Source organism: Corynebacterium sp., from assembly GCF_022712195.1.
In the GTDB taxonomy this organism is placed as follows: domain Bacteria; phylum Actinomycetota; class Actinomycetes; order Mycobacteriales; family Mycobacteriaceae; genus Corynebacterium.
In genome coordinates this window covers 1-7,011 of sequence record NZ_JALAGY010000036.1, presented here as the reverse complement: position 1 = coordinate 7,011, position 7,011 = coordinate 1, and the positions used below count along the sequence as shown (strand labels likewise).

At 71.0% G+C, this 7,011-nt stretch carries 7 protein-coding genes; 3 read left to right on the top strand and 4 right to left on the bottom strand.

Features of this window, described 5'->3' with window-relative positions:
* Positions 1-108 precede the first annotated feature (108 nt).
* Both Q0A34_RS04555 and Q0A34_RS04550 read right to left on the bottom strand, forming a co-directional pair.
* Complete coding sequence (locus tag Q0A34_RS04555) at positions 109-942, bottom strand: alpha/beta hydrolase (RefSeq protein ID WP_291478825.1); 834 nt, start codon at positions 940-942, stop codon at positions 109-111.
* Positions 943-993: 51 nt separating this feature from the next.
* Complete coding sequence (locus Q0A34_RS04550) at positions 994-1,329, bottom strand: metalloregulator ArsR/SmtB family transcription factor (protein WP_291478824.1); 336 nt, start codon at positions 1,327-1,329, stop codon at positions 994-996.
* A 207-nt stretch (positions 1,330-1,536) separates the two neighbouring features.
* Between Q0A34_RS04550 and Q0A34_RS04545 the strand changes: the two genes are divergently transcribed.
* Genes Q0A34_RS04545 through Q0A34_RS04535 form a run of 3 tightly spaced genes read left to right on the top strand, consistent with a single transcriptional unit; the run spans position 1,537 to position 4,372 of the window.
* Positions 1,537-2,598, top strand: coding sequence for an iron ABC transporter permease (locus Q0A34_RS04545; RefSeq protein WP_291478826.1), 1,062 nt, complete (start codon positions 1,537-1,539; stop codon positions 2,596-2,598).
* Entirely contained in the window at positions 2,595-3,554 is a 960-nt protein-coding gene (locus Q0A34_RS04540; RefSeq protein WP_291478823.1) for an ABC transporter substrate-binding protein, read from the top strand. Before Q0A34_RS04545 ends, Q0A34_RS04540 begins: the two co-directional genes overlap by 4 nt.
* Positions 3,551-4,372 (top strand): ABC transporter ATP-binding protein, encoded by an 822-nt coding sequence (locus tag Q0A34_RS04535; protein WP_291478822.1) that lies wholly within the window; start codon positions 3,551-3,553, stop codon positions 4,370-4,372. The genes Q0A34_RS04540 and Q0A34_RS04535 overlap by 4 nt, the downstream gene beginning before the upstream one ends.
* Here the strand turns inward: Q0A34_RS04535 and Q0A34_RS04530 are convergent.
* Both Q0A34_RS04530 and Q0A34_RS04525 read right to left on the bottom strand, forming a co-directional pair.
* Positions 4,321-5,694, bottom strand: coding sequence for a DUF3100 domain-containing protein (locus Q0A34_RS04530; protein ID WP_291478821.1), 1,374 nt, complete (start codon positions 5,692-5,694; stop codon positions 4,321-4,323). The two genes, Q0A34_RS04535 and Q0A34_RS04530, sit on opposite strands and share 52 nt — an antisense overlap.
* 160 nt (positions 5,695-5,854) lie before the next feature.
* Positions 5,855-6,871, bottom strand: a complete 1,017-nt coding sequence (locus tag Q0A34_RS04525; protein ID WP_291478820.1) for an Lrp/AsnC family transcriptional regulator — start codon at positions 6,869-6,871, stop codon at positions 5,855-5,857.
* Positions 6,872-7,011 lie beyond the last annotated feature (140 nt).

Genomic DNA, 7,011 nt, shown 5'->3' with positions numbered 1-7,011 from the left:
GCACCACCTCCGATGACACGAATCGCACCCGATAAGCGGCGTATACGAGGAAAACCGCAGGTCAGTTTTCCTGAGGTGACTTATGGGGTGCGATGATGGCGGCACCCCTCAGTCGGCGAGGAACTCCAGCAGTGAGGCGTTGAACTCCGCCGCATGGCTGGCGTTGAGACCGTGCGGCGCCCCCTCGATGATCGTCGTGCGACTGTGCGGCACGATCTCCGCGGTGCGCTTGCCGGAGCCCTCGAAGGGGACGATGTCGTCCGAGTCCCCGTGCAGGATCAACGCGGGCACCCCGATCTTCGGCAGGTCCTCCCGGAAGTCGGTGGTGCCGAAGGCCTCCATGCACCCCAGCGCGGCGGCCAGGTCACTCTGCCGCGCCAGACGCACCGCCTCCCGCCGGGTCTCCTCACTGACCTTGAGGTCGTCCCCGACAGAGAAGAACCCGGTGGTGAAGTCCTCGAAGAAGGCGTCGCGGTCGGCGCGGAGACCGTCCTCCATCTCCTTGGCCGCCTCCTCGGTGAGCGGCCCGTCCGGGTTGTCGTCGGTCTTCAGCAGGTACGGCGGAACCGCCGCGGCGAAGACGACACTGCGGATGCGCGAGGTGTCGCCGAGACTGAAGTAGCGTGCCACCTCACCGCCTCCCATGGAGAAGCCGACGAGGGTGACGTCAGTGAGGTCGAGCCCGGTCAGCACATCCTCCAGGTCCCTGGCGAGGGTGTCGTACCCGTAGCCGGAGTCGGGCTTGCCGGACCGCCCGAATCCGCGACGGTCGTAGGCGACGACCCGGTAACCGTTCTTGCGCAGAACCTCGGTCTGCGACGACCAGGACTCCGCCGACAGCGGCCACCCGTGGATCAGGACGACGGTGCGCCCCAGGTCCCCGGACTCCCCGCTGTCGTCGACGTGCAGGTTCACACCGTCTCGAGTGGTGATGGTGCTCATGTTCCTCAGCCTCCTCGGTGAGAGTTCGGTTACCCCACCGAGCCTACGTACTCACTGCGCGTGTGTGCCGCCGATGTGGTGCAGCAGCCGGTGCACCCGCTCACCGGTGAGGGCGTAGCGCATCATCCGCCCGTCACGGGTGGCTGTCACCACGCCGGCCCCGGTGAGCAGCCGTAGGGCCGCCGACGCGGTGGCGGCCCTCACCCCGGCGCGCCCGGCGAGCTCAGACATGCTCAACGCGCCCGGGCCCACGTAGTGCAGGACGGTGAGCAACCGCAGTCGCGTGGGGTCACCGAGCAGACGGAAGGTCTCCGCCCACTCGTCGGAGAGGTCGCGCATGCAGGTCAGGTCGTGGTCGTCCTGCCCGTGGGCGTCACTGCCGGTCATGCCTCCGAACTGTAGCGAACCGCAGCGAACCGCAGCCGAGGGACGGCCCCCGGCCGGCCGTGTTTCCTCCAGGTAAAACCTTCATTCAAACGGCCGTTTGAGCGTGCGGTGCCCGCCCTCCGCGGCGTAGCGTCATCGCCCGTGACCCTCACCGAACAGTCCCCGGCGCCGGGGAAGACCCGGTCGTCCGGCACATCCGACGACGTCCTGGGCGCCCGCGCCGCCCGACGCCGGGCCGTCCTGTGGATCTCCGCGCTCTGTGTCGTCCTCCCTGTCACGGTCGTCGTCAGCGTCGGGGTGGGGCCGGTCCCGGTCTCCCCCGCCGACTCCGCCCGCATCCTCTCCCACCACCTCCTCGGCACCGCCCTCGAGATGCCCGACGGCACCGGCCTCTCCCGCCACGACGCGGTCGTCTGGACGATCCGCGCCCCACGGGCCGTCCTCGCCGCCGCGGTCGGTGCGGGGCTCGCCGTCGCCGGGGTGGTCCTGCAGGCCACGGTCCGCAACATCCTCGCCGACCCGTACGTCCTCGGGGTCAACTCGGGCGCCTCGGTCGGGGCCGCCGCCGCGATTCTCACGGGTGTCGGCGCCGCGGCCGGCGACTACGCCCTGCAGACCAGCGCCTTCCTCGGTGCGACGGTGGCCTCGCTCATCGTCTTCGGCGTGGCCCGTTCCGCCGGGCGGGTCACCGCGACCCGCCTGGTCATGGCCGGCGTCGCCGTCGGCTACGCCCTCTCGGCGGTCACCAGTTTCATGATCTTCGCGTCGGACTCCGCGGAGTCCTCCCGTTCGGTGATGTTCTGGCTGCTCGGTTCCCTCGGCCTGGCGTCCTGGTCCGGCCCGCTCGCCGCCGTGGTCGTCACCGTGCTGGCCGTCACCGCGGTCCTGCTGGTCATCGCGCCGCGGATGGACGCGCTGGCCGCCGGTGACGACACCGCCCTCACCCTCGGTGTCCGTCCCGAACGCCTGCGGGTGGTCCTCCTGGTCCTGTCCTGCCTGCTCGTGGGCACGGTCGTGGCGATGGCCGGGTCCATCGGCTTCGTCGGTCTCGTCGTCCCCCACCTGGCCCGACGCCTCGTCGGCGGCGCCCACCGCGCGGTCGTCCCCGTCGCCGCCCTCCTCGGCGCGGTCCTGCTGTGCTGGGCCGACATCGGCGCCCGCACCCTCCTCGCACCCCAGGAGATCCCCGTCGGCATCATCACCGCCATCGTCGGCGCCCCTTTCCTCCTCCTTCTCGTCCACCGAATGCACCAGGGAGCCCCCGCATGAACCGCAACACCGTGTCAGTCGTCCTGGCGTCCTCCCTGCTGCTGGCGTCGTGCGGCGCCCCGTCGCAGGACGCGGCCCTCAGCGTCGACAACTGCGGGGACAGCGTCCCCCTCGACGGCGTCCCCGACAACGTGACCCTGCTCAAACCGGCCGCGGTGAGCACCCTCAGTGCTCTCGGCGTGCTCGACCACGTCACCCACCGGGCCGGGAAGTACCCCGACAGCTACTACGACGACGCCACTTCCGCCGTCCTCGACGGCATCCCCTCCATCACCGACCGCACCGACGACTCCGGGCACCTGCAGATCTCCCGCGAGGAGGTCGTGGCCTCCGGCGCAGACCTCGTCCTCGGCGAGACCGACACCGTCAACCGGCAGACCCTGGCCGGCTCCGGCATCCCGCTGATCGAGGAACCCGCCTTCTGCGGCGCGATCGACGGGGACGTCACCTGGGACGACGTCTGGGACCAGGTGCGGCTCTACGGCACCGTCTTCGACCGGGAGGACCGTGCCGACGAGGTCGTCCGCGACCTCCGGCACCGCCTGGACGCCGTGCGCGACCGGGCCGACGCCCCGGGGACAGGACGCAGCGTCGCCGTCCTGTACCCCACCGCCGGCGGCGGGGTGACCTACGCCTACGGCACCGGGTCGATGGCCGCCCCCGTCGTCGCCGCGACCGGGGCGTCCAACGTCTACGCCGACCAGGGTGCGCGGGTCTTCGACGTCAGCGCCGAGGACATCGTGGACCGCGACCCCGACGTCATCGTCGCACTGTACAGCTCCGGTGACGGGGACAGCGTCGTGGACGAGGTCAACCGCATCCCCGGCATCGACCGCACCACCGCCGGCCGGGAGCGGCACATCCTGCCGATGCTGCTGAACTACGCCGAACCGCCGACCCCGCTCGCCCTCGACGGCGTGGACATGCTGGACGACTACCTGCGGGGGCTGACGTGATCACCGCCGAGGACATCCGCGTCGACGTGCACACCGGCGCCGCCGGACGCCCGGCCGTCGACGGTGTCTCCCTCACCGTCCCCTCCACCGGGACGCTCGGGCTCGTCGGCCCGAACGGTTCCGGCAAGACCACGCTGCTGCGCGCCCTCCACGGGGCGGTCCCGCTGAGCCACGGCCGCGTCCTGCTCGACAGCAGGGACCTCGCCGCGACACGACGCCGCGACATCGCCACCCGCATCGCCGTCGTCGCCCAGGAACGCGACACCTCCGCCGACGGGGCGCCGGTGAGCGTCGCCGGGCTGGTGTCACTCGGCCGGCTCCCTCACCAGGGGTTCGGGGCGCGCACCACCGCCCACGACCGGACGGTGGTCGCCGGGGCCCTCGACGCCGTCGGCCTCACCGACCTCGCCCGACGCGACGTGTCAGAGCTCTCCGGCGGCGAGCACCAGCGCGCCCTCATCGCCCGCGCACTGGCCCAGCAGACCCCCCACATCCTGCTCGACGAGCCCACCAACCACCTCGACATCCGCTACCAGCACGACATCCTGGAGCTGGTCTCCGGCCTGCCCGGGTCGGTCGTGGTGCTGCACGACCTCAACCTCGCCGCCCGCTACTGCGACCGCGTCGTGGTCCTGGACGCCGGACAGGTGGTCGCCGAGGGGACCCCGGACGCCGTGCTCGTCCCCCGGGTGCTCGAACCGGTGTACCGCCGCCCGGTGACCAGGGTCGACGTCGACGGTGAGGTCACGCTGGTCTTCCCCCGCGCCTACCCGATGAGCTGCAGCACGCCCTCGGCGATGACCGTGGAGGCCAGGTAGGTCGACACGATGACGACCACACCGACGGGGATGATCTTCCAGCCGATCTGGCGGAGCAGCGGGATGTCCTTGCCGATGCTCAGCCCGGCAACCGTGAGCATCATGGTGATCACGGCGAGGAAGTCCACACTCGACGAGATCTCCAGCAGCCACGGTGCCACAGGGGACGCCGGGACGGTCAGCAGCGTCCCCACCGTGATCACCACGATGATCGCCGGCACCCTGCCCCGGCTCAGCCGGGCGACGGTGAGCCCCAACGTCGTCAGCAGGCTGAGCGCCAGGAAGGTGAGGACCATGTTCCAGGAGAATTCCCCGGCGAGCACCGACGAGACCACGATGCCGGCGACGCTGATGACGGTCAGGGAGATCCACAGGGGCATCTTCACCAGCGGCACGTCCGTGACCGCCGCGGCCAGGTCACCCGAGGTCTTCAGGACTCTGTCCGCCGCGGCGGCCTTCGCCTCGTCCTTCGCCCCCTGGCGTCGGGTGAGGAAACGGTAGAACCGGTCCGCCAACGGCAGGGCGACCCAGACACCCAGGTAGACCCCGGCGATCGAGGCGATGAGGTTCGCCGTGGTGCTCAACGCCAGGATCTGGTCGGCGAACTCCGGGTGCGCCGCGGTCACCGACGCCGACCCCGCGGCCATCATCGACCCGGACCCCACCCCGGCGCCCATCGCCAGCGCCCGCCAGTCGAAGATCCCCAGCGACGACGCCAGTGAGGCGATGAGGCTGATGATCACCGCACCGAACACCGACCCGAAGATGTACATCGACAGCACACCCCGGTACTGCTGCGAGTTCGTGCCGAACCGCTCGGTGACCATGGCGAAGGCGCCCTCACGGTCGATGGAGAACGTGGCCCCCACGGTGGCGGACCCCATGCGCAGCATCACCGCCAACGGCAGGGCGAGGAAGATCGGGCCGATGATGTTGCCGACCTCCTGCAGCAGCAGGGCCGGGCCTGCCTTGAGCAGGAACGGGATGTTCGGTCCGAGGGTGAACGACAGCCGTGCGACGAGCACCAGCACCGCCGCGCCCATGATCACGTTCGCCACGTGCTGCAGGTCCACCGGCAGCGGGAGGACCCGTTGGGTCGACACCGTCACCCCCATCGCCAGGGCCCAGATCATCGGGAGCAGGGACAGTGCGGCGAACCCCAGGGGCACCTCCACGGGTCCGATGAACTGGGCGACCGCCGCGATGACGACGATCAGCCCGGCCAACACCCAGAGTCCACGGTCGCGCAGGGACGGGGTGATGATGCGGGGCGGGGAGGACTCCGGTGGTGTGGCCGGCGCCTCGGCGGACGTGTCGCTCATGACAGGTTCTCTTCTCGTGGTGAGTTCACTGCTGTTTCCCCGGCGAAACGTCATTCCGGGGTTGGCGCGAAAATACGCGACCGCACCCGCACACCCGGCCGGATGCAGGAAAACGGCGTCCCCGCGGAAGGATCTGCAGGATCTGACGGGACGGGCCGGATCAGGGCATGGGCACCGTCCTGCCGGTGGCGTCACCGTACTCGTCGAGGACGTGCCCCAGGTGCTTCAGGGAACGCAGCACCACCGACCTGTCGACGATCCGCACCCCCTGCAGGCGCTCCTCCAGGACGGCCTCCAGCTTGTTGACGTCCAGCAGGGACCGCAGCCACGCCGCCATGATCACGTTGTACTCGCCGGTCGCCGTCACCACGAGCCGGGCCTCGTCGATCCTGCTGAGCAGTGGCCCGACCCGCGACACCTTGTCCGCCGGCACCTGCAGGAAGTACCACACAGACACCGGCCACGGCGTCCGGGCGCGGGCCACGTCCACCCGGATCTTGTAGCGGTCGGTGGCGGTCATCGCCGCCACCGCCTCGCGGGCCTTTCGCGCGGTGATACCCGCCGCCGACGCCACCTCCGCCGACGACGCCCGGCCGTCCACCGCGAGAGCCTCGCGCACCTTCTCCAGCTCCCCCGGCGCCAGTCGCGGCAGGGCCGCCGCCCCGCCGGCACGGGACCGTCCCGCAGTCCGTCCTGCGATGTCCGACACCTCGTCGCCGGACAGTGCGCGCAGACGCCACTCCCTGGCGTCGGCGACGATCCGGGACACCAGGTGCGTGCGCACCCGCCGTACCCCGTCCAACTGCTGGATGTGCTCCAGCGTCCAGTGCGCCAGCGCCCGGGTGTCGGGGGTCAGCAGGCTGAGCATGATGTCGCGCGCACCGGCGGTGAGGTCGATGGTGAACGCCCCGCGTTCCTCCGCCAGGGCCTCGGCCACCTGCATCGTCCGCCCCGGCCGGCACTCGATCTCGATGAGCGAGAAGACCGCGTCGGGGTCCCACCCGTAGCCGGTGACGTAGACCGCGCCCTGGCCACGCAGGTGCGACCACCGGCGCGCCAGGGTGACCGGGTCCGCGCCGACGACGGGGGCCAGCGCCGTCCACGGGGCCCGCGGCGCCACCTGCACGGCGTGCACCAGCCGCTCGTCCAGCGGGTCGAGTGTCATTTCCTGCGTCATCCGGGCACTCTCCGTCACTATCCTGCGTCGCGGTCCGCAGAGGGGGACCACTCACTACCTTGGGGCCAGAGTACCCCTGAACCGTGCACCGACCCGTGCACCCACCACGCCCCAGGAGCCCCGCATGACCGACCTCCCCG

Bases quoted from the DNA above. Each gene is read 5' to 3' on its own strand.
- Q0A34_RS04555 (WP_291478825.1), bottom strand. From the start codon at position 942: ATGAGCACCATCACCACTCGAGACGGTGTGAACCTGCACGTCGACGAC.
- Q0A34_RS04550 (WP_291478824.1), bottom strand. From the start codon at position 1,329: ATGACCGGCAGTGACGCCCACGGGCAGGACGACCACGACCTGACCTGC.
- Q0A34_RS04540 (WP_291478823.1), top strand. From the start codon at position 2,595: ATGAACCGCAACACCGTGTCAGTCGTCCTGGCGTCCTCCCTGCTGCTG.
- Q0A34_RS04530 (WP_291478821.1), bottom strand. From the start codon at position 5,694: ATGAGCGACACGTCCGCCGAGGCGCCGGCCACACCACCGGAGTCCTCC.
- Q0A34_RS04525 (WP_291478820.1), bottom strand. From the start codon at position 6,871: ATGACGCAGGAAATGACACTCGACCCGCTGGACGAGCGGCTGGTGCAC.